A 24,675-nucleotide genomic window follows, 5' to 3' on the forward strand; every position below is an offset into this window, starting at 1 on the left:
TTGGCCGCTGATCTTCTGGGCGCTCGGAGGTGCCGCCGCACTCAGCCTTTTGCTGACCGCCAAAGCCTTGCCGGAAACGCTCGCCCCGCAGGATCGGGTCCGGGTGAACCCGCGCAATCTCTGGGCAGGCTGCAAAACCCTGTTCCGCGATCCGGTCTTCATGGGCCTGACCTTCATCGGCGGCTTCGGCTTCGCCAGTTTCATGGTCTTTATCGCCAGTGCCTCCTTCGTGTATGCGGGCCACTTCGGCCTCAACCCGACACAGTTCAGCCTCGCCTTTGCAATCAACGCGGTCGGGTTTTTTGCCGCAAGTCAGGCGGCCGGTCCGCTCAGCGAGAGGCTTGGCATCCTGCGCGTCATCCGTTGGGCAGCGGTCTGGTTCGCAGGGTTCACCCTGCTTTTGCTGGCCATTGCCATGGCCGGTCAGGCCACGCTGGGTGTCATCATCGCAGGGCTCTTCCTCGCCAACGCTTGCCTCGGGCTGATCATTCCGACCACGATGGTGATGGCGCTCGATCCGCACGGGGCCATCGCCGGGCTCGCATCGTCGCTCGGCGGCACCCTGCAAGTCGTCAGCGGTGCACTCATCGTCGTTCTGACCGGCTTTTTCTTTGACGGGACGGCGCTGCCGATGATCGCGGCGATTGCCCTTTGTGCGGCGCTGACGCTGACGATCACGCTCCTCACCCTGCATAAGATCGAACTTGCCTCGCACGCTGTCACAGCGACCCGTTCTCCCGATACACCCCGAAAGGACCTATCATGACACATGAAATCCCCAAGCAATCTCCCGCACCGCTCAAGGTCGGGATGCTCATGTATCCGGGCTTCACCCTGCTGGACCTCGCCGGACCGCAGGCGGTTCTGGGCATGCACGCCGAGACCTATCTGATCTGGAAGACGCTGGATCCGGTGCCAACCGACAGCGGCATGTCGCTCAACCCGACCCATACCTTCGATCAGGTGCCGGACGATCTGGACGTGCTGTTCGTGCCGGGCGGGTTCACGACCAACGACCAGATGGCCGATGATGAGATACTCGATTTTCTGATCGAAGCGGGAAAGACCGCGCGCTACGTAACGTCCGTTTGCTCCGGTGCCCTGATCCTCGGCCAGGCGGGCCTCCTCGATGGCTACCGTGCCGCGACCCACTGGGCCGTCTATCCCGTGCTGGAAGCCATGGGCGTCGTGACATCCCCCGACCGCGTGGTCATCGACCGCAGCCGGATGACGGGCGGCGGTGTCACGGCGGGTATCGACTTTGGCCTGACCCTGCTGGCCGAACTGCGCGGCGAGGATGTCGCGAAGATCACGCAGCTGATGATCGAGTACAACCCGAAGCCGCCCTTCAACACCGGTCATCCCGACACGGCAGGACCGGAGATGGTGGCGATGGTGCACAACTCTATGGGTGATGGTCCGCTCAAGGCAGGTATCGAAATCGCGAAGAGCAAACGCGGGGAGCCTGTTCCCACATGACCGGACTCACCCGCGCCGCCATCTTTGAGGCTCTGACGCTGCTCGCACTGTTTTGCGTGGCCATGCCACTCAAATACTACGCGGATATCCCACAGGCAGTTTCCATCATGGGACCAATCCACGGGCTCGCCTTTATGGTCTTCCTCTGGTTCGTGATCCGATCCTGGGCCGAGGGGCTGATCAATGCCCTCGGTGCCCTGCGCCTGTTCATCGGCGCCTTCATCCCTTTCGGCGGCTTCGTCAACGAACGCTGGCTGCGCCATCAATCCGAGGACACCTGATGCTTTACGAGCTGACCAAAGCCGCACATCTTATCTCGCTCTTTGTCTGGATCGGCGGTATGGTCGCGGTCGCCCTGGCGCTGCGATACCCCGCGCTGATCCACATGAAACCGCTCAAGGCCTATGACCGCGCCGTCACGACGCCCGCGATGATCCTGGCCCTGATCTTCGGCATCCTGCTCGGCGTGCAGGGCGGCTGGTTCACCTCCGCCTGGCTCGGCATCAAGATCGTGCTCGTCCTCGTTCTCTCGGGTCTGCACGGCGCGCTCGTGGGGAAATTGCGCCGCGCCATCTGGGATAGCTCTGATCAGGTCGTGGCGGGCGGACGCGTGTTCTTGCCTGTCGGACTCGGTCTTCTGGTGCTCATTGTGCTCCTGGTGACGCTAAAGCCTTAGGAGAAAGCGCATTGGTGGTCTTGGTCAGCGGGATAATCGGACACCCTGTCTGCTTCTGCCGCTGGCTTCGTGATGGCCAGCATCGGATGGTCAGGTCTTGCAATAATTTCGCCGATTTGCAGGAGTTCGCCTGGCAAATCTGCCACGTGGCGAACGCGGGAGGGGGCGAGGCAACCTTATTCGATGGCAGTGGTGCGGCCCGCAGCGCATAGGCGCGAGGACCCGGTGCCGTCGAATAAGGTTGCCCGAGGGGGAGGGCTGCGCCCTTCCCCTGCTGTCCGGACACCATTGGAAATCACACGCCTTACGGCCGGTCGTCGTCCACGAGATCAATGTGACTGACTCCGAGAGCCTGTGACAGCTCATAGAGCGTGATGATGGTCGGATTTCGCTGCCCTCGTTCAAGGCCGCTCAGGTACTGCTGACTGAACCCCGAGCGTGCTTCGACCTCCTCCTGTGTCAGGCCTTTCTCCCGTCGCAGGCGAGCAAAATTCCGTCCGACCAGTTTGCGCATATCCATGCGCAGGACGATTGAGAATTACATACTATAATGTTATCAACTAAAGTATGTAATTATCAATCTGTTGGCTTGCTCATGAAACCAAAGGTCATCTCTTTCCTTGCGCCTGCGGGCGGAGCTGGTCGCACCACGGCCGTGATGGCTCTGGCGTCGGCGCTGGTTGAGGAAAAGGGCTTCCCGCCTTTGGTGATCGATGCCACGCCCGAGGCACGTCTCCGCCCGGCCCGCGATACGACCCTGGGACAGTGGCAGCGTCAGATGTATCGGACAGGTGTGAAGCGGGATCAGCTTCTGGTTCGCCACGCTGGCGACCCGGACGAGCTGACCGCGATCATCGAGGCGCATGTCGGACCGCGCTTTCCGGACTACGGCATGGTCCTGATCGATACAGGACCCCGCCTCGATGATCTTGCGCTGCTCGCTGCCGACTGTAGCGATCTGATCATCGTGCCCTTCATGGATGCGCTGGCGGCGCTGCGGATCTCGGAAGCACTGGACGGGATCGATCTGTGTGAGGCACCGCTTTACGGCCTGAGATGCGGAGACGCCTGCAACGAGCGGGAAGAGCGTGCGGTTTCCGCCGCCTTCACGGCGGGCCGTCTGTTCGTTCATGGCATACCGTACTCGCCGCAGCTGGCCGACATTTCGGTCGATGGGCATCTCTTCACCACCTATACGCGGCTGATCTGCGAGCCGTCGGAGACCCTCATTCCGGTCCCGGCCCGCGATTTCATCAGGGTCAGATCCGAGATCGACCGGTTGCTTGACGAAATCAGGCTCGCCCTGAACGGCTACGAGCTGCGGAAGCGGACGCTCAGGCCACGCCGGAACCCCCTGCCCCTTCACAAGCTCGCCGGGCTGCTGCCGACATGAGCGGGCAGCTCGCCATGGTGCGCGGCACAGTGACGGCCGCGAAGGAACAGATCCACTCGGTGCGCGTGGACCGACACAGCGGCTACGGACGGGTGAACACGACGCCGGAACTGTGGCTCCGTGATGAGAAAGGCCAAGAACACCGATATCAGGGCGGCATGTTCGGGGCCGCGCAGCCGGGACATCGGGTTGCCGTCGTCACAAGGCGCACCTCCGGCAAACCCGTCGCCTTCGCCAATTTCACGACCGGGATGGTGCATGATGGCGAGGAGCTGACGATCAGCACATCGGTCGGCTCGACTATCACCAGCACGCTTGGCCTAAGCGTGTTGCTCGCCCTCCCCGGCGCGCTGGTCTGGGCAGCGCTCCTCGATACCATCGGCCTCGGAGACCACGCCTTCACTGCCGCCGGATTCCAGCTCTACGCGTTTGTTCTCATTGCCTGCGTCTATGCGGGTCTGAGGATCTGGTCTAGGAACTACCGCGAACGGGCACGGGCACTACGGGACGAGATCGACCGCTTGCTGACAGCCAAGCCAATCCCTGCCACCCGCACCTGAACAGAAATCTGAAACCTCCACGCCCTCCCCGGCGAACGCAAGACGACCTGAGACTGACATGACCATCTGGTACACGGCCGACCTGCACTTCGGCCACGATAACATCATCAAGCATTGCAACCGTCCGTTCGAATCCGCCTCGCACATGGACGCGATGCTGCTTGCCAATCTCTCGGCGAGAGTCGGGCCACAGGACACTCTCTGGATCGTCGGCGACTTTGCCTTTGGACCGAGGGCGAAGGATCGCAAATGGCTCGCCAACCTCTTCGCCCGGCTGCCCGGAAAGGAACGGCACCTGGTTGTCGGAAACCACGATGGCGAGGCAACCCAAAGCCTGCCCTGGACCTCTGTCTCCCACACGGCCGAGGTCGCCGATGGGAACGGCGCGCCTGCCGTCCTCAACCACTACCCCATGATCACCTGGCACCGTGCGCGGAAGGGTGCGCTGCACCTTTTCGGCCATGTCCATGACCAGTGGATGGGGAGCAGGAATGCGGTGAACATCGGTGTCGACGTCTGGGGCTACGTGCCCGTCACACTCAGGGACATCGCACAGCGCGCGAGGACCCTGCCGGAGAACAAGCACTGGCAGGATGTTGAACGCGGCATGGAGCTTTGAGCGGAAATAAACCGGGGACAGAAAGCTGACGACCGACACCGCAAAGCAGACCGAAACGATCCTTCCTGCCGACGCGTCAGTCCTCGTTGCAACGGCGGATGGCGAGCGGGAATTTGTCCTGGCGAACAGCCCCGACGACATGGAGGTTCAGCCGAATGTTCAACTGCTGTTCGCGGTGATGCTGCGCAGCAAGGACCCCGACTGGCTCGGCGAAATGATGGCATGGCTGGAGGCTCAGGACGGCGGCGATTGATCCTCTGCTGGCCCGGTTCACGGCGGCAAAGTTCGGAAACCAGACCTCCTGATGGTACCGACAAACTGAGGTGACCTTCGATAAATCCAGGCGGCCTCTAAAGCGGCGTTCTACCGAACGCGCAAGTCACCAGATCGAAGCATTGTCCAGCGCCTCAAGCTGTCCTCGACGACCGGCCATGTGCCCCGGTTCACGCAGTCGGTAGACGCCTGACCACGAGCACCATCCACCTTCTCGGCGGCTATCCCTTCTGTCTTTGACATCGGTTCCGACGCGCATTTGCGCGCATTCCGAGCGGCGCGAGGCAAGCGTTTTTGTCCTACAAAAACACAGCTTGTCATAATTCTGTTTGTGGCCGCCATAATTGCGAATATGGTTCCGAATATGAATGCGAAGAAGACACCGGGACGTCCTCCGAAAGCCGCCGCTCAAAGCAGACGGCATCAGGTCGCTTTCCGTGTCACCGATGACGAGCTGCACGCCATCGAAACAGCCGCCGCAGCCACCCACCTGAGCGTCGGTGCGTTCGCGCGCTCCTGTGCTGTGGCAGAACGGGACCCTGCCCGACCCTCGACACCGGCGAGGATACAAGCCGCCGTGGATGCGGGCGCGGTCGCGGAACTGAACCGTGTCGGCGTAACCATGGGTCAGCTCCTTATGGAGCTGCGCCACGGCAGCATGTCCGAGACTGATCTGCGGCTGGCAATTGGTGAAGTACGGGACGCTATCGTAGCGCTCGCGGGACCGGACTGATGGTGCCTGGAATGAACAAACCGACGGCGAGCTTCAAGAGCGCGGAAGAGTACTACGCGCACGATAAGATCGAGCCGGAGCGGGACGACGATGACAAGCCGATCCCGGTCCCACGGCATAAGCGGACCAGCAACCGTGTCGCGTGGGTCTCGACACGCAACCTGATGACCGACGATAGCCTGATCGCGCGCAACATCATGTTCGCGACCGCCATGTCGGCGGAGGGCCTGAAACGCGAAGCGGGCATCAAAGCGACGGGGCGAAAGACTACCAAGCCGGTGCAGGAGCTGACCCTCGCCTGGCACCCCGGCGAGACCCCGACCCGCGCTGAGATGGAATCGGCTGCCAACGAGGTGATCAAGCTCCTGGGCATCGAGGAGCATCAGATCGCGATCTACTGCCATCGGGACCGCCCGCATCCACACATCCATCTGCTGATCAACCGCGTCCATCCCCACACGGGCAAGACAGCGACCTTCCCGAACGCGCACCGGAAACTGGACAAATGGGCGAACCAGTACGAGCTGCGGCGCGGAAACATCGTGACGAAGCAGCGGGCGGCCAAGTTCCGGCGGATGGCCAAGGCGAAGGAGATGTGGCCGGACGATACCGAGCGGCGTGCCTATGTCGAGCAGAAGCGCAAGGAGGCCAGAGAGCGCTCACCGATCCGCCCAAAGAACCAGCGATGGGACAAGCTCAAGGCCGCACAGGTGCGAGCTGACGCAGAGCGGAAGAAGAGCCAGATCGCGGATAGCGCCGCCTCTGAAATTGCAAAGGCCGACGAGCGGCAATCATCGGTGGTCGAGCTGGACGCCATGAGCGATGCAGGAGGCATCGTCACGGCCGATCCCCCTCCCCTGCCCTCTCAGGAGGCCAGAGAGCGCCCTCAGGCCATCCAGGAAGCCGCTGAGCACGACAGAGCCACGGAGAGGCGTCAGGAGGCTCAGAGACGCGCTCAGGCGTCGGAGGAGCACAGAAGGGGCCGCGAGGCGCAGGAGGTTGCCGAAGGAGCCCACAGGGCGCGTTTGGAAGCCGAGAAGCAGCGTCCTGAGGCGGAAGTGTTCGATGCCTTCTTCTGCGCCTACGAGCGCGAACAGACTAGGCAAGGGCTCCAGTGGGACAGAACCCGAAATCCGGCCATGGAATGGAACATGGCGCTGGCCCTGCGCGCCATGGACAAACAGCAGCCCGAGCTGCGTCAGCTTCTGAACGAAAGGTTCAATCTGCCGGTGGATGATCCCGGGGGGTTCCGCAGAGCGCTCACCAACCTATCAGCGGCTCAGGGCCGCGCGCTTGTCAGCGCCGTCGATGTCCTCGACCAGCGAATGGACAAGGAGCCGGGCCGAAACTGGAAAAGGCGCAGGCACGCGTTCCGCGAGATCATCGACTTCTATGGTCAGCAACGCGTGCTGAACTGGGACGGTGACAGCCCCCAACACATCTTCACAACGACGATCAAGAGCATCTGTGAGCGCAGCGGTTTGGCTGACTTCTACCGGAACACGCTCAAGCCGCTGGTGACCCGCCTTATCGACTCGGTGCGCTCGAAACAGGCGCTGGAGCTTTCTCAGCCCGATCCTGACGCTTCACCAAAGTCCAAAGGTTCGACACTGGAGCTGTGACTTTAAGTAAGTGTCTGGTGCTTTGATTATGCTCAATTGATCCATGATAGGAGCCATCACCCTGCTGATCTTGGGTGTTATATATGTGTTATAGAAGGTGTTACGGGAATCGGCCTCGCCGTAAGTATTTGAAATAATGTGTTGAATCCCTTTGATTGCACGACCTCGGTGTGTAGAGTATCGAAGAATGGTGGGTAGACTAGCGAAGATAGGTGTGTAGAGTATCGAAGAATACATCTGCATGGTGGGCAGACTGTCGAATAATAGTGGGTAGAGTATCGAATAATGGCGCGGCCTCGGAAAAGAACAGCTTTGCTACCGCAGCGGCACACTGAGCCGGACCTGTTTGTCTGCGACATTCTGGACGCGACGCCGAAGAGTGACCGCGCTTCGATGGAGCATCCTCTGTTTTCGTTGTCCGTCAAAAAAGACCTCGCTGCCTTCGAGTATGAACAGGGCAATGTGAAGGTTAAGATCACGCCAGCAGCCGAAGAAGGCCGCGCCAACGTTTTCGACAGGGATATTCTGATCTATGTGCTGAGTCAGCTGATGGCTGCGAAGAACGAGGGCCAGGAAATCGGTCGCCGTGTTCGAATTTCTGCGCACGATCTTCTGAAAGCCACGAACCGGCACACGACCGGACAGGCTTACGCAACCTTGCGGCGCGCCCTCACCCGCCTCCAGTTCACCCAGATCGAAACCAACATCCATGACCATGGCATCGGCGAATGGCGGTCCATTTCGTTCATCACCGATGCGCGGATCGTCAAGGAAGACTCGACGGGACGGCTTCTGAGCGTGGAGCTGGAAATGGGCGACTGGCTTGTTAAAGCCATTGAAAACAAAAACGTCCTCACGCTCAACAGATCGTATTTTCAGCTTCGCAAGCCGTTGGAGCGGCGTTTGTATGAGCTGGCCAGAAAACATTGCGGAAAGCAGGAGGTCTGGCGGATCGGTCTCGACAAGTTGCAACACAAGACTGGCTCGACCTCCTCACCCAAAGAGTTCAAGCGCCTCGTGAAGCTGATCTGCAAAGCCGACGCGGCCCAGTCCCACATGCCTGACTACAGCTTTCGGCTTCTGCACGACGTGCTTGAAATTTCTCCCAAGCCGGAATTTCTCGACATCTACGGGGATGCTCCGGCGATCACATCCGAAATTTCGGTTCGACTCTCGTCAGAAGCGTATGAAAAGGCACGCGAGGTCGCGCCGACATGGGATGTCTACTTCCTTGAACGGGAATGGCGCATGTGGATGAGCGAACCACCGCGCCACCCTGACGGCGCGTTCATCGGTTTCTGCCGCAAATGGTATGAGCGCAAGGGTAGAGCTCCATAACTGATAACAGATAACAATTATTACTTACCTGTTACCTGTTATCAGTTGACTGTTAAGTGTTATCTGCTAGTTTTCCCGAAAACAAGGGCAGAAAATGGCGCAGGTAATCAGCGTAGTTCAGGAAAAGGGCGGGGCCGGGAAAACAACCCTGCTGACGGCACTGGCGAGCCTCATGGTGGAAGATGGTGCGAGGGTTGCGGTGATCGACACCGACCCGCAACGGCATCTGGAAGCATGGGCGAAGAAGGATGGGACAGACCTTGATTGGCTATACGAAGAGAACGACGAAAAGCTGATCCCGACAGTAAAGGCACTGAAGAAGACCGAACCTGCCTATGATGTGATCTTTGTCGATACGGCCGGTTTCAAGTCCGCCATGGCGATGCACGCCATCGCAGCCGCAAATTTGATCTTGATTCCATCCAAGGCAAACGAAGCGGATGCGAAGGGTGCGAAGCGCACATACTCGCATGTCCAAAGTGTTGCCGAGACGATGGAGAAGGAGATTCCGGCGCTTGTGGTGATGATGGACGTGGATACGAACACCAACATTACGCAAGCCATTACCGATGCGCTCGATGCACAAGGCGTTCCGCGCCTCAATGCCATGTGCGCACATCGCACCGGGTTCAAGGAAATGACCTCAACCGGCCAGTCACCACAGGGATCGGCCCGCCGATCCGCGAAGTCTGTGCTTGCCGATTTGCAAGGCAGGGGCCTGCTGAGCTTCTACAGGAGTGGTTCATGGCCAAAGTCAGCGTAAATCTCGATGACGATTTGGATGATGATACCGGCTCCCGAAAGCTGAAGGATCTGGCCGCACCGCTGCCGAGCGTCAGCAAGGCAAAGTCTTCCGCTCTTAAGGGCGCTCGACGGGTCCAGTTCTCCTTCACGAATGTGCCGGAACCGATCAAGGAAGCGTTCGCACAGGAGGCTCGCAAGCGCGGCCTGACCAAGAAAGAATTGCTTTATGAATGTCTCCGCGCAGGCGGGATCGACATACCTGCAACGGCTGAAATCGACGGTCGAAGGCGGTAAGTGTTATCTGTTATGGATTATGATTGGCGTCTGCGTACTTCGCCGATGAAGTCCCCGACAGACCAGAGCCAGCCGCGCTGCGCATCGGTGTAGCTGCCATGAACAGGGGAGGGGACCACGAGCTGAAGGCTGGACGCCTCCATCTGGTCTGTCTGCGGCTCCGAAATCCCCGGCTCAAGTGTCAGAAGGTGCTTGCGGCTGATCTTCTCGGCCTCCGCCAGAACCTGCCTCCAGCGATCCTTGCAGGTGGACTTTGCCCCCAGCATCGTCAGACGGGGGTCTCCAACGGCCGGGGCCGCCTGATAGGTCTCCAGATCGGGAAACAGGAAATCCGGCTTGTGTTTGTGTTCCGTGATCGCCCCCCGGACGTGCCGGATGTCATGCGCCCTGAGAACAGCGGCCATGTGGTTTTCCAGTGAATGCCCCATGCGGGATTTGCGCCGGTTCTGGACGCTCAGGGAGAAACTGATGAATCCGTCCACGTCGGTGCCATCCGCGCTCGTGAACCCCGCCTCGATCCGCGAGGACACGACCCGGCGCTCCAGCCGCCTGAACAGGGCCTCCTCGTGGTCCAGCCACGCGATGAGCGCCGCGTCCGGGTCATCCTCGGCGCGGACCTCGGGCAGGGTGAGGCGGGCAAGATCGGAGAACTCGGCCGTCTTCGGGAAGGTGGTGCCGAACCTGTCGATGAGGCTGTCCAGCTTGTCGGCCTCCGGTTCCTCGAACTCGACGCCGATTTCGTCCAGAATGAAGCGGGCCGCGAAGTCCAGCTCGGGCTCTTCGTCGGAGAACTCGCGGGACACGAAGGATTTGCCCTCGGGGCGCAGACCGAACAGCCAGAAGAGCTGCTGCTCGCTGGTGGACCCCTCCGGGGCCACGATGAACCACAGGACGCCGCCCTGGTCCTTGGCGAGGAACAGGGTGTCTCCGGCCTTCATGGCCTCCGTGACAGGGTTGGAAGGGTAGTAGAGCCGCCATTCGGCGGCGCGGGGCTTGTTGAGGCGCGCGTCGTAGTGCGTGGCCCAGCTCTCCTCGGTGAAGCCCTCCTGATCGCCGCCCAACCAGATATAGATCGCGGGGAACTTCTCCTGGTGGTTCTCGCCCAGAAAGTCGTCCCGCATCTTCTTCGTCGTGCCGACCTCGTGCTGGTTGGATGTCTTCGGCTCGGCGTCCACGGCGGACAGGCGCTTGACCCCGACGCCCTCGAAATAGTCAGACAGTTGCCCGCGTTTTATCACCGCTCACCTCCAGTGTTTTTATATCCGATTTCAACCACATGGCACACCGATCGACAACGCTGTCGAAGGGCAGGCGGGTCTTTCCCTTCAGCGCGCACTCCCAGACTGTGCCTATACGCCAGCCCGCGTCCGCCAGCGCCGCGCGCTGGTTCCGGTCGCGCTCGATGTTGCTGCCGATCTTCTCGCGCCAGAAGTCCTCGCGGCTTTTGGGCCAGCGAAACAGGTGGCAGTCATGGCCGTGCCAGAAACACCCGTGCACGAAGATCACCGCGTTCCGGCGGGTGAACACCAGGTCCGGCTTGCCGGGAAGGTCCCTGCGATGCAGACGGAAGCGGAATCCGCGCCTGTGAAGCGCGGACCGGATTGCCAATTCCGGCTTGGTGTTCTTCCCTTTTACAGCGGCCATCATCCGGCTTCGGACGGCTGTGGAAACAGTGTCGGCTGGCATTACGCGTTCGCCAGCGAGGCCTCCGGCACTTCCGGATGCTCGGCTGGCATTTCGCTGGTGGCGTAGGCGCGTCTCTCGTCAAGTGGAAGCTGCGCCTGGATGTTCTCCGGCACGTCCCGGCCGTCCAGCTCCATCGCCTCGGCGATCCTCGTCTGCATGAGCTGCGCGACGGCGTTCACGACCGGCACGACAACGGCGTTGCCGAACTGGCGGTAGGCCTGTGTGTCGGAAACGGGAATTTTCCAATCTGTCTGCCGGGGCTTCTCGAACCCCATGAGGCGGGCACACTCGCGCGGCGTCAGACGGCGCGGCCGGTTGTTTTTCTGCTCGATCAGGATTTCGGAGCCGTCCTTATAGTAACGGGCGGACAGGGTGCGGGCCACATCGTCGGGGCCGAACAGCGAGAATCCGAACCCGTTTCCGGCGCTGCGATGCTTCTCCTTGTAGCCCTGAAGGTAGGTCCACATGTGTTCGGTCAGTGTGTATTTCGGATCGACTGCCTTATCGAGGATCGAGCCGAGGGTAGGGCCGTCGCCCTCCGGCACGGCGAGCTGGTCAAAGTCGAACTCGATGCTGTGATCCTTAAAGCCGACAATGAAGATACGCTCGCGCTTCTGCGGCACCCAGGGCGTCGAGCTGATGACCTTGTGAAAGACACGGTAGCCCAGCTCCTTCTCCAGCACATGGATGATGGTCGCGAAAGTCTTGCCTCCATCATGGCGCTCAAGATTCTTCACATTCTCCAGCAGGAAGGCCGGGGGGCGGTGGTGGTCGATGATCTTGGCCAGATCGTAGAACAGCGTGCCCTGTGTGTCGCAGAGAAAGCCGTGGGGACGGCCGAGGGCGTTCTTCTTGCTGACACCGGCAATCGAGAACGGCTGGCACGGAAAACCGGCCAGAAGAACGTCATGGTCCGGGATTGTCTCCGGGGCATCCGCATAGGGCCGAACGTCCTCCGCGAAAACGTGTTTGCTGTCGGCAGGCTCGGGAAAGTTGGCACTGTAGGTCTCGCGGCTGAACCGGTCCCATTCGGCCGTGAACACACACCGCCCGCCGATGGCCTCGAAGGGAAGGCGCAGGCCCCCGATCCCGGCGAAAAGGTCGATGAACCGGAACCCAGTGGGCCGTTCGCCCGTGCAGCGCGCATCGGCCGTCTGGCGTAGCTTCTCCAGGCGGAGCTGGTCGATGCGCTTGCCTTCGCCTTTCATGTTGCGCCGGATCGTCCGGTCACTCACGCCCAGAAGTTCCGCCGCTGTGTCGATGTCGAGACCGGCGCGCTCCATCAGTTCTGCAAATTCTGTCCGTGGATGCGCGTTCATGTGCCTGCCCCTGCTCTGTGTCTGTTATTGACAACATGTCATAATCTGTCCCAGCGGCTTTGGGAACCCCATTCTTGGCAGTTGTTCATACTTTGTTCTAATGACTGGTTAACACGGGAGTGGCACATGTTCTACTTTTGTACTTCTTACCCTCATGGTATATCTCGTGGGGACAGACGAATCTGACGCAGAATGTAGAAGGGATTTAGTATGGCGCGTGTTTTTATCAGCTTTGCGATGGAAGACCGAAACCTGAGGGATTTCCTTGTCGGGCAGAAGCGGAACGCGCGCACGCAGATTGATTTTACAGACTATTCGGTGAAGGAGCCGTGGTCATCGAGCTGGAAAACCAACTGCCGCCAGCGGATCAAATCCTGTCGGGGAATGATCGGTATCGTTACGCCAAACACGCCGAAGGCGGACGGCCAGCTTTGGGAGTTGAAATGCGCTATCGAGGAAGGCGTCCCGCTGATGCTCATTCACGGTTACAGCGCACCTGAGCGAAAGCTGGCGACCTTGCCATCTGTCATCAGCGGGCGTCAGGTGAATCTCTGGACCGAGGACAATGTTGTCAGCTTCCTGAACCGTCTGGGCTAAGGAGAACAGCCATGAAGAAAGCCCTGATCGTTGGCATTGATGGCTATGATCCGCCGAACCAACTCAACGGCTGCGTGAACGATGCGGTCGAGCTGGCTGCACTGCTGGAATCAAACGGCGACGGGTCTCCAAACTTCGATGTCCGCCGTATTGTCAGTTCCGAAGGCGCGGTCACGAGTGAAATACTGCACAGCGCAATCGGCGAGCTATTCACAGGCGATGCGGACACTGTGGTGCTGTATTTCGCCGGTCATGGTCTCATGGATGAGGAAACCAATAACGGATACCTCGTCACGCAGGACGGTAAAAACCCCAACTGGGGCATCAGTCTCAGCGGGATTCTTCAGCAAGCAAACAAGGCACATCCCAGGATCAAATCAACTGTGATCCTTCTGGATAGCTGTCAGTCAGGTTTTGCCGGAGAGGTGTCCGGTCTGGGCGAGAACGGAGCGGTTTCGCACATTGGCAACGGCGTCACCATTCTGACAGCATGTCACCGCAAGGGCTTCGCGGCCGAAACCAATGGGCACGGGAAATTCACCGACATCATGATTGACGGGCTGGGTGGCGCGGCTAGTGACGTGATCGGGCGTGTCACGCCCGCATCGCTTTACGCGCATGTCGATCAGACACTTGGAGCTTGGGAACAGCGCCCGATCTACAAGGCGAATGTCCAGAGCTTCATCAGCCTGCGAGAAGTAAGCCCGAAGGTTCCGAAGGAAATTCTTCGCCGTCTGCCGCAGTATTTTCCCGCAGCATCGCATGTCTTCATGCTCGACCCTTCCTTTGAACCGGATCGGGGGGAGGAAGCCGAACGCCTGAAAGATGTTCCCGTCGATCAGGATAACGTCCGCATCTACCGGGAGCTTCAGAAATGCCACCAGCATGGTCTGATCGCCCCGACCGACCATGAATATATGTGGCACACGGCTGTGTTTTCCGGGGGCTGTCGCCTGACGGCTACCGGAGCGCACTACCGGCGGTTGGCGGAAAAGAAGAAGATCTAAGGGGCGTATATGCCGAGTAAAGTATTTATTTCGCACAAGAACACAGACTCCGCGTTGGCGGAAGCCGTTGCCAGGCGCGTTCGCGCAAACGGGTTGGAAACCTATCTGGACACCATTGACGACGCGCTAGTGAAAGATGGCCCCGACTTGGCTGACCTTCTGTTGCAGCGTATGGGGCAGTGCCAGCAGTTGATTGCTGTTGTGTCCGACCAGACAAAGGATTCGTGGTGGGTTCCATGGGAAATCGGGGTCGGCTCCGAGAAAAATTTCCGCATGGCGAGTTACTCACGCAGCTATGTTTCCTTGCCGAGCTACCTCAAAAAGTGGCCAGAGCTTCACTCGGATCAGGACATCGACCTCTACTGTCAGTTCAGCAAGAGCGCTGAAACGGAGATCGCATTGAATATGCGCGATGCCTATACCGAGACGGCACGAACGCGAGTGACCAAGCGCGGCGTTCAGGATTTTCACCAAAGTTTAATGCGGCGTCTTTCACGGGGCTACTAGGCCCGACGCACGGTCCTCTCGCTGACCTTGAACAACCGCGCAATCTCAGGGACCGCGCGGTGTTCGTCGTCCCTCATGCGGCGTACCTCGTCCTTCTGAGCGGACGACAGGGCAGGGGGCCTGCCTCCGATCCGACCGCGCTTGCGGGCGGATGCCAGACCTTCCTTGGTTCGCTCGGAAATCCGCTCACGCTCGAACTGTGCGATGGATGCGAAGACGTGGAACACGAGACGGCCGGCCGGCGTCGTTGTGTCGATGTCCTCGGCCAGGGACCGGAAGCCGGCACCGCGCTCGCGGATCGCCTCCACGATCTCTAGAAGGTCTTTCAGGGACCGTGCAAGGCGGTCGTATTTGGTGACGGTCACAACGTCGCCGTCTCGGAGCTGGTCCAGCATCCTGTCCAGCTCGGGGCGCTCGCGCTTCGATCCGCTGATCCTGTCCGCGAACAGCTTGCCAGCTCCGGCGGCTTCAAGGGCGTCGGTCTGGGCATCAAGGCTTTGGTCGTCCGTGCTGACGCGGGCATATCCGATGATCATGCCGTGATCTGGTCAGAAAGGTAGGGTTTTGTCCAGATCGCGGCAGTGCGGAAAATGGCGGCTGTGAGCCCACAGGAGACCAACAGATTCTTCGCTGCGTGCGCCCGCAGCGCGGATTATGCTGCAACAGCTAAGAACTCGGTGTCGCAACGCAGCGTGAAGACCGGCCATTCATACAAAGCGCAGCGAGAACGAAACGCTCAAGGATCGAGTCGCGGGACAAAGCCGCCGTTCACCAGACCCTGTTCAAGGTCTGCTTTTTCGACTCTAATTGAGAGCAGGTAACTTACAAATCGTGTCCAACGACAATCACAATAGTGACGGCAAAAACGAACACTCCCTCAATTCCATGCAGGATGACCGCGAACCAGATGCTGCGGAAGTGACGGGTCGGCAATGTCCATGCCAGACCGCCTACAATGAACCCCAGCATTTGGGTGGGGCGGTGCAGGTGGTAGAGGGCAAACAAGATTGAATTTGCGACCCAGTCCCATCGCCCGAAGACACCGCGCATCTTTGGTAGAAGAATGCCCCGGAACAGCAGCTCCTCGCCCAGCAGATAGTTGAACAGGCAAGAGACGAGTGCGACGCCAACTAGCCACCATGCGCCCTGTAATTCGGGGGACACCAACTCTCCAAGATCAAGCAATGGCAACTCTATCAGAATTGGAAGCGGGATCAGAATAAATTCACCAATTGCCGCTCCCATCCCGGTCATCTCCACCAACAGGTAAAACAAGAATGCCGGTAAGAGCCACACAAACAGCTTGGCATTCGAGGCCCCAGTGCGCGGGTCCTGCGGCGCTTGCAGCCAAATACGCGCCTTGATTGCTTGCCAGTTCTGCAGACCACATTCCTGCTGAAGCAGGATCAGCGACAGAATGAACTGCCAGACCATTCCGGTAATCATAAGGTACCACACGACCAGCACTGCATGTGCAGTGCTTGATTTCGGAATCATGGGCGCGACAAGAAAGGCCAGAATTGGCATAGGGACGGCAGCGAGCGCCCAGACTGCGGCAATTTTGCCAAGGCTATACTGACCCTCTTGTGAAGTTGCTGTGTGCGGACCAACGTTCAACTGAAGAGAGCTAGACATTGCGCCGGGCCACAACATAGGGGTCATTCGCCTGATCCCCGAAGTACCGAGTTTCGACAATTTCAAAACCGGCTTTCTCGATCTGATGAAACAACTCTATCTGCGACAGCAGCTGAATATCCGGCGCAATCCGAAGCGACCTAAACACCCGGATCATGAGCTTGATCGCAAGATGCCGTTCGTTCAAACAAACCGTCTTGGAGACAAACAGCCCCCCAGGCTTGAGTTGATCACGGATTGCGCTAAGCGCCTCAGGGACATCTGAAACCAAGTGCATAAGGCTAAAGGCCATGATCTTGTCGAACGGTGCATCATGCAGAGTTCGATTGGCACAGGCATGCACGAAACGCACATTTTTGACAGTCACTTGTCGTCTCTTGGACCGCGCATAGTTTATCATTTTGGCCGAGATGTCAGAGGCCGTGATCTGGGCGCAGGACGCCGCCAGTTTCAATGCGGTGCCGCCTGTGCCACATCCGATTTCGAGAACATGATCGGTCGGTGCTAAAAGCGATCTAACATGATTAAGCTTGGCCTCATATGCCGACGGATTGGCAATTGGCTTTGCTGCGTACTTTGGAGCATGACGATCCCAAAATGCTTCGGAGGATTGTGACATTACTGGACCTACTCTGAGGGAGATTGATTGAGGTAATAAGCTTTTTGGCCGATGTAGCCGCAGCTAAAACGTTGGGCTCTTGTGCCTTCTTGCAAAGCGACGGCACGAGCATGGACAAAGCCGCAATCCCAAAGCCATTCGCGAACGGTCGACGTATCAACGCGATGGGTGCGCCATTTCAGTTGGATATAGACGCCAGCAGATGACCGTTGCGTGACACACGCCACAAGAATGCCACCCGGCTTCAGTACACGGTGAAGCTCAGCCAAAGCCCGTTTCGGATAGGCCATGTGTTCCAAAACATGCGCAACCAGAACCACGTCGAAGGTATTGTCGGCGAATGGAAGACAGTTCACATCAGCCTGCAAGAAGCGCGTGGAAAGATGACTATGATCTAGGCGCTGTTCGGCCTGTTTGAGCATATCACCAGAAACATCGACACCGGTCAGTGCGATGGGGTCCAAATAGGTGTCTGCCAAGGCAGCAGACATCGCACCCGTTCCGATGCCAGCGTCCAGAACTTGCAGCGCGTCTTTCACCGCTAGAATAGGGGCGGATGATAGCGCCTGCTCTATCAGGTTGGCATATGCATCCTCAAAACCCAGTCTGGAGATCGTCTCGTGCCACGTGTCCGCTTCCTTATCGTAATGTCCTTCAAGTTCGTGAGACTCGAATGGTTTTCGACCAAGAGAGAATGTCCAGCTGCCCAGCGATCGGGACCAGACAGGGATAACCCGTGTGGCAACGTCGTTGGCGGCTTCAATACGCGTATCATACGCCATGGCGCACCTCGTTCACTTGGCTCATGGATTGTTCCGTCTGCCAGAAAAGGCTGATGATAAAAATCGTCAGGAGGGCGACGGCCGTTGCAGTCGCCAACACAAAATCATCGGGATCATTCGGGATGAGGTAAAATACGCCGACGACTGCAATCGGGGGTGTGAACAGATTGAGCCGCCGAGCTAAATTGGGCTTGAGAATTGGTGTTAGCACATAGGTCGCAAGAAGAATGATCATGACGACACCACCAGCAACCAATCCGGCGTCGGTAACCGGGTTGCCCTCATAGGTGCCAACGAGAATATCTTCAATCGTGCTGGCGACGGCCATTTCGTGGATGTCGCGGTAAACCAATGTGAAGAAAATGAAGATCCAGAGACGGGAAATGACGTTTCCAATGGTCTCTGCGTTTCGTGGTTTGAACATGTCGTTCGCCTTTTCGGAATGTTGGCCCCACGCCAAAATCTGTGAGGACAGCAGAATTAAAATGTTGAGGATCGGGCCCTCTACGTTCTCTTCTGAGGTATGCGGAAAGCAAATAGAATTGACGAAAATCTGATTCCAGGTATAGAAAAAACCATGAACTGGGATTCTGTATCATTCGACTGGAACCACATCCGGGCTTTCCTAGCGACGGTCGAGACAGGGTCGTTATCGGCAGCAGCGCGCGCTCTGAAACAGACGCAACCAACCTTGAGCAGACAGATTTCATTGCTCGAAGAGGCACTGCAGCTTACACTCTTTGAGCGTGGTACGCGCAACATGCGTCTCACCGATGCGGGAACAGAACTGCTGACCTATGTGCGGGGTATGGCGGATGCTGCGACACAAATCTCGCGGGTCGCGGCTGGGCAAAGTCAGGCCATTGAAGGCAGTGTCCGGATCACATCCAGCGACGCGATGGCGGCCTATGCCTTGCCACCCTGCCTAATCTCTTTGCGGCAGAAACATCCTGGCATCAGTGTCGAGTTGGTACCATCAAATGAGATGAGTGATTTGACACGGCGCGATGCAGACATTGCAATCCGCCACGCACGGCCTGAGCAACCTGACCTCGTCGCCAAGCGGATCGCGGACATCGAAATCTCACTCTTTGCTTCAAAGGACTACCTAGCGTCGCTTGGATCAGTTGACGATTTGGCGGGCTTTGCCGCAGCAAATTTCATTGGATACGGCCACCCTGAACGCCTTGTGCCGCAAATCAACGCCATGGGCATTCCGGTCTCCAAGGCTAACTTTGGCATCACCACCTCAAACGGGAGCACGATGTATGAACTGGTCCGCGAGGGTGCTGGCATTGCTTTCTTGCCAACGATTGTTGCTGAGGGGCGTCTGGGATTGAGGCGCATCCTGCAAGATGCACCGGTCTTCAACATGGAGACATGGCTGGTCACACACCGTGAAATACAAACAAACAAACGGATCCGTATCACATTTGATCATCTGGCACAGGAAATTGCACAGGGTGGTTGGTCTAACTTGATTGCCAGGTCATAGACCACCTTGCCAGCGAACATATTAGGTCACTGTGTACGAAGGCCTCTGCTGACTACATGTCTGAAGAATTGGCAACATGTGGGACGAAGCTTCCGTAGGTTATCTCTAATGAAACGGTAGCTTTGTACACTACGGACTAGTTTCACACCCTTCGTCATGACAGAAAACTTTGAAACCCTCATCGGGTGTCGGTCGAACGAAGTAGGTGCTGATCTGATGGAACTGTTCTTCGGTCACCGTGAAGGGATGAACGCCACTCGCATTTCGGCTTCGTAGCCGCGACAGGCAAACCTCATCTGGTGGCACTAGAACATGTAGTTGATGATCCGCACCGGTTTGATCAAGCAGATGACGCATCCACGTTCTGCTTTCAACGGTATTGGCTTGGAAATCCAGCACCACGGATATTCCAGCGTCGAGTATTGCCACAATATGCGGAGCCATTGCGCGCCTCAGTTTGGCGGTGCAACGCAGATAGTCTTTTGGATTTTGCAGTTCGTCGGCAAAGAGCTCGGCAAGCCACGCATCCTCGGTGATCAGAACCGTATTCTCTGCCGCAGCCAGATTTGCTGCAAGCGTCGATTTGCCTGCAGCAATCTTACCGCACAGCATATGCAGTGTCGGACGGAATGCTTCCATGGGAACTTCCTTTGCTCCAATCAGTGTGCCGCAAGGCGTCGCGGCAAGCTAGAAAATCCACTGCCCCGCACCGCAAACCAATATCCCCAAAAGATCAACAGAGCCTGCAAGGGCGCGCGCACCAGCAAATAGACCGGGCCCCACTGGTGCCCCCCTGGGCCGAAACCATGGACTGCAGCATAGATGTTTCCTGGAAAGAACAGGATCAATACTGCGATGCAGCCAAGACCGGCGTATGCCCGCGTACGTTTCGGCAAAAGCGCGAGGGCCAGTCCAGCCTCAAGCAAACCGGTCGCATAAACAAGCGGCCTGCGTGCGGGGATGAAGTCTGGCAACATGGACACCATTTCGTCGGTGATGACGAAATGTCCAATTGAGAAAAACGCAAAGGCAGCGGCATAGCCCAGCACGCCACCAAGGTTGATGACGCCATTAGCGGGCGTTCTGCGCGCGATGGCGGAAGCGATAAGTAGCGGGACAAACAAGATTGTAAGAACTATCAGTGGTGTGATCATATCCGATCTCCGTAATGCAAAGTTTTTGGAAAATTCGGCGGACAAAGCGCACTGCCCTTCGCCGCCGAAGCTGGTGATTTGCCTTAACCGGCGCCTAGCAGGTCCGTACCGTAGGAGTTGTCCACCGTGCAGAGCCAACCGAGCATTTGATCACGTTTGAAAATATAGGTTGCCCGACGTGTGATTGGCGCGGGAGTGTTTGCGATATGAAGAAGCGTTTCCATGATGACCAAGGCAGTGTCTGCACCTTCGATGACTTGCGCCTCCCCTTGCGTGACGGTCAGCGCATTTTTGAAATGCTTCGCGATTGCCACGAATGCCTCTCTGATTTGGGGCCTGCCTTTGGCGACCTGACCGGGCTGGACGACGAGAACCGCATCATCAGCATAAAACGCCATGAGTGCGTCAAAATCCTCGACGCTGATCGCGTGGTCGGCTTGTTTGATTAATTCAAGAACTGGATGTTCGGACATTTGTTTTTCCTTTCAAAAGAGTTTTTTGGTGAACGGTCAGATGTCAGGCCGTAGCGGTGCGTCGGCTCTGGCGTGGTAAGACAAGCAGCCACAGACAGAATGCGGTTTCTGCAATCAATGGCAGGACATAGGCGGGGGCGATGAAGCCGTGCATGTCCGGTGCCACAAAGCGCAGGACACTTCCGGTCAGGTAAACCACCCCCGACAGGCCGATCCCGATCCCAAGAAAACGCGGGACAAAGCCGGATCGGACGATCAAAACTGCCGTCAGAAAGCAGTTCACCGCAAAGAAGATCAGGCCAAGATCATAACCATAGGCGTGCAACGCCATGAAGCTCAGCGCATGCTCTGCGTCATCAAAAAAAAGCGCGGCTTGCAAATTCAGAAGGCCCGCCGCGATCAAACCTGATTGGAGCAATCGAAAGACCAGCGCGCCCAATGCCAATCCCGCTGATACGGACCGGAACATCAGGAACAGCAGCACTGCAAGGGCGGCATCCGCCAGCGCCATCACGACGTCCGCCATGATCGAAAGACGGAACCGCATGTGTTCGGCATTGATTGCCTGCATGGTCTGTTCCGCTGAACCAAAATCGATCAGCGGTCCGCGCAAAGCGACTTCGGACCCGACGCCGCAAAGAATGATGACAAGGTAGCAAACCCCTGCAAAACGCGACTGCTGCGGTGAGATTGAAAGCGTATTCATGTCACGTCCCCCTCACACCACAACGACGTTGCCGCGCTTGCGGCCGGTTTCGACATAACGATGCGCCTCGACCAGATCGGCCAGTGGATAGGTGCGATCCATGACGGGCGAAAACTGGCTTTTGGCCATTAACGCGAGGACCTCTGCCAGCTCTTCGCGATGGACTGCGGGCTTTAACAATCCGGCGGCCGCGAATTTGGCCTTTTTGCTGCCGACTATTCCGGTCGTGACCATGTCCCGCAGCAAAGCAAGTCCCAGCACGGGGCACATGTAGCGACCACCTTTGGTCAAGGCAGGTTTAGCCGTGCCGAATGACGAAACTCCAAGCGTGTCGAACACGACATCATACGTGGCACGGCGTGTAAGCGGGTCTTCGCTGTGATAATCGACAACCTGATCCGCGCCGAGGGACCGCAGAAGATCGGCGTTCTTCGCGCTTGCACTTGCTGTCACTTTGGCCCCAAGGGCTTTGGCAAATTGGATCGCAGCCGTTCCAAGACCGCCTGATCCACCAAGGATCAACACGGTCTCACCCGGCTGCACCTGCGCCACCCGCGTCAGGAAATGCCACGAGGTCATCGCGCCATCAAAGAGGGTCGCGGCTTCCTCGTAGGTCACGGCGTCAGGCTTTAACAACAGGCTGCCGCTGGCATCGACGCAAATATGCGAGGCATTCGCGCCGAACTGGAGGCCGGCCTCCGCAAAGACGGCATCGCCAACACGAAACTCGGTTACGTTCTGGCCGACCGCAACAATATCACCCGCAAAGCAGGTGCCAACCAATCCGGTCCATGGCCGCTTGAGCCCCAGAAAAAGGCGGGCAAACTTTGGCTGGCCCGCCCGCATCATGCCATCGGCGCGTGTGACGGCAGAGGCGCGGATGCGTATCAGAACTTGTCCAGATTTCGGTGTTGGGACTGTGCGTGATACGGGTTTGAGGACCTCGGGGCCGCCGTAACGGCTGACGTCCCAAGCAGTAAATGTCGTTTCCATGATGATCTCCTTGATTGAATAATCAAAGAAATACCGGATTTATTTTAATACGATCACTGCCTAAGATGAACCAGATAGGTTCAAAAACGATACAGTGGTCATGGATTGGAAATCGCTACCTGCCTTTCTTGCTGTCGCGCGCTCAGGCTCTCTTCGGGCAGGTGCAGAACAGATAGAGGGCACCCACGCCACCGTCCGTCGCCAGATTGAAGGGCTGGAGGTCCAACTTGGCACGACACTATTTCGCAGGAACGCAGCGGGACTGACGTTGACGCCTGCGGGGCGGCGTTTGCTGCCTCAGGCACTCGAAGCTGAGGCGGCCTTGCTTAAAGGGTTTAGCGCCGTACAGGGCCTAGATCGCGAAGCGTCAGGGCGCATTCGATTGTCCGTCGATCCGATGACGGCGCATTATTTGCTTGCCCCCGCCTTGGCAGATTTTGCGACGCTTTATCCCGAGATTGAGATCGAGTTGAAGCTGTCCTACTTTATTGACTCAATTGAAAAAGACGAGACCGACATTTCGATCTGCCATGTCGTGGATGTCGAAGAAGACGCGGTTGGCCGTAAACTGTTCCCGTTGTCCATCGGCGTGTTCGCGTCGCGAGACTATATTGACCGAGAATTGCCTGAAGCCGGACCAAAAGGCAAAGGGCTGACATGGATTGGCTACGGCGATGTGCCAGAGTTGCAAACCATGATCGACGCCTCGCCATTTCCGCAGGCGCGTGTCCGTCACGCCGTGCAAGACCCACAAATGCACCTGCACCTCGCACGGCATGGGGCGGGCATGGCGTTTGTCGCCAACTGGGTCACAACCGTCTTTCCCGAGGTGCAACGGGTGCCAGGCACTGTACTGGACCACCGACGGTCAACGTGGATTCTGCTTCACGGCGATTTGCGCCGAGTGCGCCGCGCGCGATTGCTTGTCGATTATCTCTCGGCTGCACTGCTGGAAAAGCGTGCGGACTTTATCGGGCAGTGATTGCGTGTATCCCTGATGTAATCATTTGTATCAGATGGCGTGCTGCTGCCAGATTGTCCAATCCTAGGTGCTCTAGCTCGATCTCAAATGCGTCAATGCTAGAGCTACAAAGTTGCCGTGCGCTATCATGCCGCAAGTTGGTTGATCTGGGCTCAGAGCCGCCTAATGCTGACGCGGCAATGCCGGTGCGGCGGGCCGACCAACACCGGCCATCTGATCGTTTGGCCAAGCCACTGAAATCGCAGCTGGTCCTGCGATGAGCACTCGTTGACTGATCAGCGGCTGTCGTTCGCGCTCTGAGCGGCGAAACCTAACTGCGAGCCCAGACTTACCAACTTGCTGCAAAGTGGCGAATGTCGGCTCTAAACTTCTCTCAGTCTACGTACGGCACAAAGGGAACGCGCTCTCGCACGTCAACTTTCGGCAACAGCTCTTCAACGGCGCTTTGGAAATGTGCAGACGCGTTATGTGCATCCCATCCAGCGGCATCTTGATAGAGTTCGTACACAAAGAAAGCGTTTGGGTCGGTCGGTGACCGGTAAGGCATGAAAAACTTCACGCCCTCCTCATCCATCGTCGGTGCAATCAGGCGTTCAAGAATGTCTGCGACGGCATCCCCTTCGCCTTCTTTAGCAATGATGCTTATGGCTACCACAAATCCTTCGTTCAGATTGGCGGCGGCGGAGTCGGGATAGTGCGTCATGGGTTTAGGTCCTGCTGGTCAACAGACGCAACCCTGCGAGCGCGAAGAATGTGCCTAAGACCACTTGGATACCCCGGCGCGCCTTGCCGTAGATGCGCACCATCACAGGCGTTGAGAACGCGACCGCGTAGAGCAGGTGGATGATGATCGACAGTGCGAATGTGCCAAGCACGATTACGGCGCCGACCCAGAGCGGCGCACCTTCCTGAAGACCCAGCGAGATAATCGCGATCCATGCCAACGCCGCCTTGGGGTTGGTCATCTGGATGATGTAGCCTCGCTGAAA

The 24,675-nt window shown here is 58.1% G+C and carries 33 protein-coding genes; 17 read left to right on the plus strand and 16 right to left on the minus strand.

From position 1 onward, the window contains the following. The 4 genes from BM002_RS19395 to BM002_RS18510 form a co-directional block, all read left to right on the plus strand. Positions 1-766: MFS transporter (locus BM002_RS19395; protein WP_483867456.1), on the plus strand; the 766-nt coding region annotated here is incomplete at its 5' end. Beyond that, the gene (locus tag BM002_RS18500) at positions 763-1,479 is read left to right on the plus strand and encodes a DJ-1/PfpI family protein (RefSeq protein WP_092785020.1); all 717 of its coding nucleotides are present in this window, start codon (positions 763-765) and stop codon (positions 1,477-1,479) included. The genes BM002_RS19395 and BM002_RS18500, both read left to right, overlap by 4 nt. Further along, entirely contained in the window at positions 1,476-1,760 is a 285-nt protein-coding gene (locus tag BM002_RS18505; RefSeq protein WP_092785023.1) for a DUF3817 domain-containing protein, read from the plus strand. Before BM002_RS18500 ends, BM002_RS18505 begins: the two co-directional genes overlap by 4 nt. Then, a complete protein-coding gene (locus BM002_RS18510) occupies positions 1,760-2,155 on the plus strand; it encodes a CopD family protein (protein WP_092785026.1) in 396 nt (131 codons plus the stop codon). The genes BM002_RS18505 and BM002_RS18510 overlap by 1 nt, the downstream gene beginning before the upstream one ends. A 304-nt stretch (positions 2,156-2,459) precedes the next feature. Here BM002_RS18510 and BM002_RS18515 read toward each other — a convergent pair whose 3' ends face one another. After that, positions 2,460-2,675, minus strand: a complete 216-nt coding sequence (locus BM002_RS18515) for a helix-turn-helix domain-containing protein (RefSeq protein ID WP_092785029.1) — start codon at positions 2,673-2,675, stop codon at positions 2,460-2,462. A gap of 75 nt (positions 2,676-2,750) precedes the next feature. Between BM002_RS18515 and BM002_RS18520 the strand changes: the two genes are divergently transcribed. From BM002_RS18520 to BM002_RS18555, 8 genes are all read left to right on the plus strand, one after another. Then, on the plus strand, positions 2,751-3,548 hold the full coding sequence (locus BM002_RS18520) for a ParA family protein (protein WP_217641184.1): 798 nt from the start codon (positions 2,751-2,753) through the stop codon (positions 3,546-3,548). Then, complete coding sequence (locus BM002_RS18525) at positions 3,545-4,108, plus strand: hypothetical protein (RefSeq protein WP_092785035.1); 564 nt, start codon at positions 3,545-3,547, stop codon at positions 4,106-4,108. Before BM002_RS18520 ends, BM002_RS18525 begins: the two co-directional genes overlap by 4 nt. A gap of 58 nt (positions 4,109-4,166) precedes the next feature. Beyond that, positions 4,167-4,727 carry a metallophosphoesterase gene (locus BM002_RS18530; protein WP_092785038.1) on the plus strand — a complete coding sequence of 187 codons (561 nt, stop codon included), beginning with the start codon at positions 4,167-4,169 and terminating at the stop codon, positions 4,725-4,727. A 637-nt stretch (positions 4,728-5,364) separates the two neighbouring features. After that, complete coding sequence (locus tag BM002_RS18535; protein WP_139212424.1) at positions 5,365-5,733, plus strand: plasmid mobilization protein; 369 nt, start codon at positions 5,365-5,367, stop codon at positions 5,731-5,733. Between the two features lie 11 nt (positions 5,734-5,744). Further along, complete coding sequence (locus BM002_RS18540) at positions 5,745-7,355, plus strand: relaxase/mobilization nuclease domain-containing protein (protein ID WP_175484967.1); 1,611 nt, start codon at positions 5,745-5,747, stop codon at positions 7,353-7,355. A 285-nt stretch (positions 7,356-7,640) separates the two neighbouring features. Next, entirely contained in the window at positions 7,641-8,693 is a 1,053-nt protein-coding gene (locus tag BM002_RS18545; RefSeq protein ID WP_092785047.1) for a replication initiator protein A, read from the plus strand. 94 nt (positions 8,694-8,787) lie between these two features. After that, on the plus strand, positions 8,788-9,456 hold the full coding sequence (locus BM002_RS18550; protein ID WP_092785050.1) for a ParA family protein: 669 nt from the start codon (positions 8,788-8,790) through the stop codon (positions 9,454-9,456). Beyond that, on the plus strand, positions 9,438-9,731 hold the full coding sequence (locus BM002_RS18555; RefSeq protein ID WP_092785053.1) for a hypothetical protein: 294 nt from the start codon (positions 9,438-9,440) through the stop codon (positions 9,729-9,731). The genes BM002_RS18550 and BM002_RS18555 overlap by 19 nt, the downstream gene beginning before the upstream one ends. A 17-nt stretch (positions 9,732-9,748) precedes the next feature. Here BM002_RS18555 and BM002_RS18560 read toward each other — a convergent pair whose 3' ends face one another. The 3 genes from BM002_RS18560 to dcm are packed head-to-tail and all read right to left on the minus strand — an operon-like array spanning position 9,749 to position 12,736. After that, complete coding sequence (locus BM002_RS18560; protein ID WP_245749324.1) at positions 9,749-10,969, minus strand: type II restriction endonuclease; 1,221 nt, start codon at positions 10,967-10,969, stop codon at positions 9,749-9,751. Beyond that, positions 10,944-11,375, minus strand: a complete 432-nt coding sequence (locus tag BM002_RS18565; RefSeq protein WP_245749325.1) for a very short patch repair endonuclease — start codon at positions 11,373-11,375, stop codon at positions 10,944-10,946. Before BM002_RS18565 ends, BM002_RS18560 begins: the two co-directional genes overlap by 26 nt. 41 nt (positions 11,376-11,416) lie before the next feature. Further along, positions 11,417-12,736 (minus strand): DNA (cytosine-5-)-methyltransferase, encoded by a 1,320-nt coding sequence (gene dcm / locus BM002_RS18570; protein ID WP_092785059.1) that lies wholly within the window; start codon positions 12,734-12,736, stop codon positions 11,417-11,419. Positions 12,737-12,946: 210 nt separating this feature from the next. Here dcm and BM002_RS18575 point away from each other — a divergent pair, with 210 nt between their 5' ends. Genes BM002_RS18575 through BM002_RS18585 form a run of 3 tightly spaced genes read left to right on the plus strand, consistent with a single transcriptional unit; the run spans position 12,947 to position 14,847 of the window. Next, positions 12,947-13,333, plus strand: a complete 387-nt coding sequence (locus BM002_RS18575) for a hypothetical protein (protein WP_092785062.1) — start codon at positions 12,947-12,949, stop codon at positions 13,331-13,333. 11 nt (positions 13,334-13,344) lie between these two features. After that, on the plus strand, positions 13,345-14,340 hold the full coding sequence (locus BM002_RS18580) for a caspase family protein (protein WP_092785065.1): 996 nt from the start codon (positions 13,345-13,347) through the stop codon (positions 14,338-14,340). A 9-nt stretch (positions 14,341-14,349) separates the two neighbouring features. Further along, a complete protein-coding gene (locus tag BM002_RS18585) occupies positions 14,350-14,847 on the plus strand; it encodes a toll/interleukin-1 receptor domain-containing protein (protein ID WP_092785068.1) in 498 nt (165 codons plus the stop codon). Here BM002_RS18585 and BM002_RS18590 read toward each other — a convergent pair. From BM002_RS18590 to BM002_RS18610, 5 genes are all read right to left on the minus strand, one after another. Then, on the minus strand, positions 14,844-15,383 hold the full coding sequence (locus BM002_RS18590) for a recombinase family protein (RefSeq protein ID WP_092785071.1): 540 nt from the start codon (positions 15,381-15,383) through the stop codon (positions 14,844-14,846). The two genes, BM002_RS18585 and BM002_RS18590, sit on opposite strands and share 4 nt — an antisense overlap. Before the next feature lie 286 nt (positions 15,384-15,669). Further along, on the minus strand, positions 15,670-16,509 hold the full coding sequence (locus BM002_RS18595; protein WP_092785074.1) for a CPBP family intramembrane glutamic endopeptidase: 840 nt from the start codon (positions 16,507-16,509) through the stop codon (positions 15,670-15,672). After that, positions 16,475-17,101 (minus strand): class I SAM-dependent methyltransferase, encoded by a 627-nt coding sequence (locus BM002_RS18600; RefSeq protein WP_092785077.1) that lies wholly within the window; start codon positions 17,099-17,101, stop codon positions 16,475-16,477. Before BM002_RS18600 ends, BM002_RS18595 begins: the two co-directional genes overlap by 35 nt. Before the next feature lie 8 nt (positions 17,102-17,109). Beyond that, the gene (locus BM002_RS18605; RefSeq protein WP_092785080.1) at positions 17,110-17,883 is read right to left on the minus strand and encodes a class I SAM-dependent methyltransferase; all 774 of its coding nucleotides are present in this window, start codon (positions 17,881-17,883) and stop codon (positions 17,110-17,112) included. Next, positions 17,873-18,307, minus strand: coding sequence for a DUF6326 family protein (locus tag BM002_RS18610; protein ID WP_092785083.1), 435 nt, complete (start codon positions 18,305-18,307; stop codon positions 17,873-17,875). Before BM002_RS18610 ends, BM002_RS18605 begins: the two co-directional genes overlap by 11 nt. Positions 18,308-18,460: 153 nt before the next feature. On the opposite strand from BM002_RS18610, the gene BM002_RS18615 reads away from it, so the two are divergent. After that, the gene (locus BM002_RS18615; protein ID WP_175484969.1) at positions 18,461-19,378 is read left to right on the plus strand and encodes a LysR family transcriptional regulator; all 918 of its coding nucleotides are present in this window, start codon (positions 18,461-18,463) and stop codon (positions 19,376-19,378) included. A gap of 129 nt (positions 19,379-19,507) precedes the next feature. On the opposite strand, the gene BM002_RS18620 is transcribed toward BM002_RS18615, so the two are convergent. From BM002_RS18620 to BM002_RS18640, 5 genes are all read right to left on the minus strand, one after another. Further along, on the minus strand, positions 19,508-20,017 hold the full coding sequence (locus BM002_RS18620; protein ID WP_092785089.1) for a P-loop nucleotide/nucleoside kinase family protein: 510 nt from the start codon (positions 20,015-20,017) through the stop codon (positions 19,508-19,510). A 20-nt stretch (positions 20,018-20,037) separates the two neighbouring features. Beyond that, a complete protein-coding gene (locus BM002_RS18625; protein WP_092785092.1) occupies positions 20,038-20,532 on the minus strand; it encodes a DoxX family protein in 495 nt (164 codons plus the stop codon). An 83-nt stretch (positions 20,533-20,615) separates the two neighbouring features. After that, entirely contained in the window at positions 20,616-21,005 is a 390-nt protein-coding gene (locus BM002_RS18630) for a YybH family protein (RefSeq protein ID WP_092785095.1), read from the minus strand. Between the two features lie 43 nt (positions 21,006-21,048). Then, positions 21,049-21,711, minus strand: coding sequence for a DUF4386 domain-containing protein (locus tag BM002_RS18635; protein ID WP_092785098.1), 663 nt, complete (start codon positions 21,709-21,711; stop codon positions 21,049-21,051). Between the two features lie 12 nt (positions 21,712-21,723). Continuing rightward, the gene (locus BM002_RS18640) at positions 21,724-22,704 is read right to left on the minus strand and encodes an NAD(P)-dependent alcohol dehydrogenase (protein ID WP_092785101.1); all 981 of its coding nucleotides are present in this window, start codon (positions 22,702-22,704) and stop codon (positions 21,724-21,726) included. A gap of 100 nt (positions 22,705-22,804) precedes the next feature. Between BM002_RS18640 and BM002_RS18645 the strand changes: the two genes are divergently transcribed. After that, positions 22,805-23,686: a LysR family transcriptional regulator gene (locus BM002_RS18645; protein ID WP_092785105.1), complete on the plus strand. Its 882-nt coding sequence runs from the start codon at positions 22,805-22,807 to the stop codon at positions 23,684-23,686. Between the two features lie 373 nt (positions 23,687-24,059). On the opposite strand, the gene BM002_RS18650 is transcribed toward BM002_RS18645, so the two are convergent. After that, positions 24,060-24,389 carry a putative quinol monooxygenase gene (locus BM002_RS18650; protein ID WP_092785109.1) on the minus strand — a complete coding sequence of 110 codons (330 nt, stop codon included), beginning with the start codon at positions 24,387-24,389 and terminating at the stop codon, positions 24,060-24,062. A 4-nt stretch (positions 24,390-24,393) separates the two neighbouring features. Next, the coding region (locus BM002_RS18655; protein WP_175484970.1) for a LysE family transporter at positions 24,394-24,675 on the minus strand (282 nt) is incomplete at its 5' end.

Source organism: Jannaschia pohangensis, assembly GCF_900113875.1.
GTDB classification, from domain to species: domain Bacteria; phylum Pseudomonadota; class Alphaproteobacteria; order Rhodobacterales; family Rhodobacteraceae; genus Jannaschia; species Jannaschia pohangensis.

Excerpts from the sequence above, each read along its gene's own strand:
- BM002_RS18640 (WP_092785101.1), bottom strand. The coding sequence starts at position 22,704 with ATGGAAACGACATTTACTGCTTGGGACGTCAGCCGTTACGGCGGCCCC.
- BM002_RS18540 (WP_175484967.1), top strand. The coding sequence starts at position 5,745 with ATGAACAAACCGACGGCGAGCTTCAAGAGCGCGGAAGAGTACTACGCG.
- BM002_RS18580 (WP_092785065.1), top strand. The coding sequence starts at position 13,345 with ATGAAGAAAGCCCTGATCGTTGGCATTGATGGCTATGATCCGCCGAAC.
- BM002_RS18525 (WP_092785035.1), top strand. The coding sequence starts at position 3,545 with ATGAGCGGGCAGCTCGCCATGGTGCGCGGCACAGTGACGGCCGCGAAG.
- BM002_RS18550 (WP_092785050.1), top strand. The coding sequence starts at position 8,788 with ATGGCGCAGGTAATCAGCGTAGTTCAGGAAAAGGGCGGGGCCGGGAAA.
- BM002_RS18585 (WP_092785068.1), top strand. The coding sequence starts at position 14,350 with ATGCCGAGTAAAGTATTTATTTCGCACAAGAACACAGACTCCGCGTTG.
- BM002_RS18565 (WP_245749325.1), bottom strand. The coding sequence starts at position 11,375 with ATGGCCGCTGTAAAAGGGAAGAACACCAAGCCGGAATTGGCAATCCGG.
- BM002_RS18575 (WP_092785062.1), top strand. The coding sequence starts at position 12,947 with ATGGCGCGTGTTTTTATCAGCTTTGCGATGGAAGACCGAAACCTGAGG.
- BM002_RS18515 (WP_092785029.1), bottom strand. The coding sequence starts at position 2,675 with ATGGATATGCGCAAACTGGTCGGACGGAATTTTGCTCGCCTGCGACGG.
- BM002_RS18600 (WP_092785077.1), bottom strand. The coding sequence starts at position 17,101 with ATGTCACAATCCTCCGAAGCATTTTGGGATCGTCATGCTCCAAAGTAC.
- BM002_RS18505 (WP_092785023.1), top strand. The coding sequence starts at position 1,476 with ATGACCGGACTCACCCGCGCCGCCATCTTTGAGGCTCTGACGCTGCTC.
- BM002_RS18520 (WP_217641184.1), top strand. The coding sequence starts at position 2,751 with ATGAAACCAAAGGTCATCTCTTTCCTTGCGCCTGCGGGCGGAGCTGGT.
- BM002_RS18605 (WP_092785080.1), bottom strand. The coding sequence starts at position 17,883 with ATGGCGTATGATACGCGTATTGAAGCCGCCAACGACGTTGCCACACGG.
- BM002_RS18590 (WP_092785071.1), bottom strand. The coding sequence starts at position 15,383 with ATGATCATCGGATATGCCCGCGTCAGCACGGACGACCAAAGCCTTGAT.
- BM002_RS18530 (WP_092785038.1), top strand. The coding sequence starts at position 4,167 with ATGACCATCTGGTACACGGCCGACCTGCACTTCGGCCACGATAACATC.
- BM002_RS18535 (WP_139212424.1), top strand. The coding sequence starts at position 5,365 with ATGAATGCGAAGAAGACACCGGGACGTCCTCCGAAAGCCGCCGCTCAA.
- BM002_RS18555 (WP_092785053.1), top strand. The coding sequence starts at position 9,438 with ATGGCCAAAGTCAGCGTAAATCTCGATGACGATTTGGATGATGATACC.
- BM002_RS18500 (WP_092785020.1), top strand. The coding sequence starts at position 763 with ATGACACATGAAATCCCCAAGCAATCTCCCGCACCGCTCAAGGTCGGG.
- BM002_RS18630 (WP_092785095.1), bottom strand. The coding sequence starts at position 21,005 with ATGTCCGAACATCCAGTTCTTGAATTAATCAAACAAGCCGACCACGCG.
- BM002_RS18595 (WP_092785074.1), bottom strand. The coding sequence starts at position 16,509 with ATGACCCCTATGTTGTGGCCCGGCGCAATGTCTAGCTCTCTTCAGTTG.
- BM002_RS18625 (WP_092785092.1), bottom strand. The coding sequence starts at position 20,532 with ATGATCACACCACTGATAGTTCTTACAATCTTGTTTGTCCCGCTACTT.
- BM002_RS18620 (WP_092785089.1), bottom strand. The coding sequence starts at position 20,017 with ATGGAAGCATTCCGTCCGACACTGCATATGCTGTGCGGTAAGATTGCT.
- BM002_RS18545 (WP_092785047.1), top strand. The coding sequence starts at position 7,641 with ATGGCGCGGCCTCGGAAAAGAACAGCTTTGCTACCGCAGCGGCACACT.
- BM002_RS18610 (WP_092785083.1), bottom strand. The coding sequence starts at position 18,307 with ATGTTCAAACCACGAAACGCAGAGACCATTGGAAACGTCATTTCCCGT.
- dcm (WP_092785059.1), bottom strand. The coding sequence starts at position 12,736 with ATGAACGCGCATCCACGGACAGAATTTGCAGAACTGATGGAGCGCGCC.
- BM002_RS18650 (WP_092785109.1), bottom strand. The coding sequence starts at position 24,389 with ATGACGCACTATCCCGACTCCGCCGCCGCCAATCTGAACGAAGGATTT.
- BM002_RS18510 (WP_092785026.1), top strand. The coding sequence starts at position 1,760 with ATGCTTTACGAGCTGACCAAAGCCGCACATCTTATCTCGCTCTTTGTC.
- BM002_RS18615 (WP_175484969.1), top strand. The coding sequence starts at position 18,461 with ATGAACTGGGATTCTGTATCATTCGACTGGAACCACATCCGGGCTTTC.
- BM002_RS18635 (WP_092785098.1), bottom strand. The coding sequence starts at position 21,711 with ATGAATACGCTTTCAATCTCACCGCAGCAGTCGCGTTTTGCAGGGGTT.
- BM002_RS18645 (WP_092785105.1), top strand. The coding sequence starts at position 22,805 with ATGGATTGGAAATCGCTACCTGCCTTTCTTGCTGTCGCGCGCTCAGGC.